The 1010-nt window shown below is 35.9% G+C and carries 1 pseudogene; it reads left to right on the top strand.

Going from position 1 to position 1010, the window contains the following annotated elements:
* Nucleotides 1-991 (top strand): annotated as a pseudogene (locus tag HMPREF2613_RS06300) (virulence protein); the annotation flags it as partial.
* Nucleotides 992-1010: the final 19 nt, after the last annotated feature.

The following is a 1010-nucleotide window of genomic DNA, read 5'->3' as shown; positions in this document are numbered from 1 at the left end:
GTCTAAGTATAGTGGTACGATAGCTGAAAATAAAAACTTAATAGATGCATTATTTAATGTGTATAAAGATATAAAAGAAAATCGTCTGTATAAAAAAGTTGAATATTTTGAATTGGAATCTATGTTGGCAGCTTTATATGCGTATTATCGTTTTAGAAAAAATAAAAAAGGGGATATCATTGTTTCTAAAGCAACAACAGAATTCGGTAAGTCATTAGATGATTATTTTAAAGTTGGTAAGAAATTAAGTGGTAGTCGTATTTACGAAGTTGTTCAATATAAAAATGGTGATGTTTCAAAGGCCTTTAAATCCATTATGAAAAATCTAGGCTACACTAAATATAACGAAGAATTGAGTAAGGTTTTCGAATCTTTTACAAATACAACTCGATTTAGAACTAAAGTGGCTAGTGTCGGAAAATCAATTGTGTCTACAACTGGAAGTCTACTGAAAGAAGAATTCACTAATGAAATAAGTTTCAAGGATGCTGGTAAAGGCCTGTGGAAAGGAATTACAAGTGAGAAAGGACTCATAGGTTCTGTTAAAGAAGGACTAACAAACTTTAAATCCGCTACGAAGTTTGGTAAGTTTTTAAAAGGAGCTACAGTTGTAGGTGCTGCTTTAGATGTGGTTGATACTTTTTCAAATATCAGTGAAAATGAAAAAGAGGCCAAACGTCAAGGATTGAGAGGAAATGAAGTTGAGGCTAGTAAGGCGACAGGTTTTGTGATAGATGCGGCTAAGGCAGCCGGAACAACTGTTGCAGCAACAGGAGCAGCGAGCGCAGGAGCAGCATTTGTAGGCGCTTTAGCAGCGGGTGCGCTAGGTGTTGCTACTGCTCCTGTTTGGTTAACTGGCTTAGGTGCAATCGCAGCATCCGCAGGTGCGATTTGGCTTGCAAATAAATTTAATGATGATTTTCATATAACAGATAACCTTAAAAAAGGTGCCAATAGCCTGATAAAAGGCATGAGGGGATGGTTTAAATGATACTGGAACGAATTAAAAA

Source organism: Streptococcus sp. HMSC070B10, from assembly GCF_001808665.1.
Classification (GTDB): domain Bacteria; phylum Bacillota; class Bacilli; order Lactobacillales; family Streptococcaceae; genus Streptococcus.
Note: the sequence above shows the minus strand (reverse complement) of the source record. Positions and strands in the feature narration are given on the sequence as shown.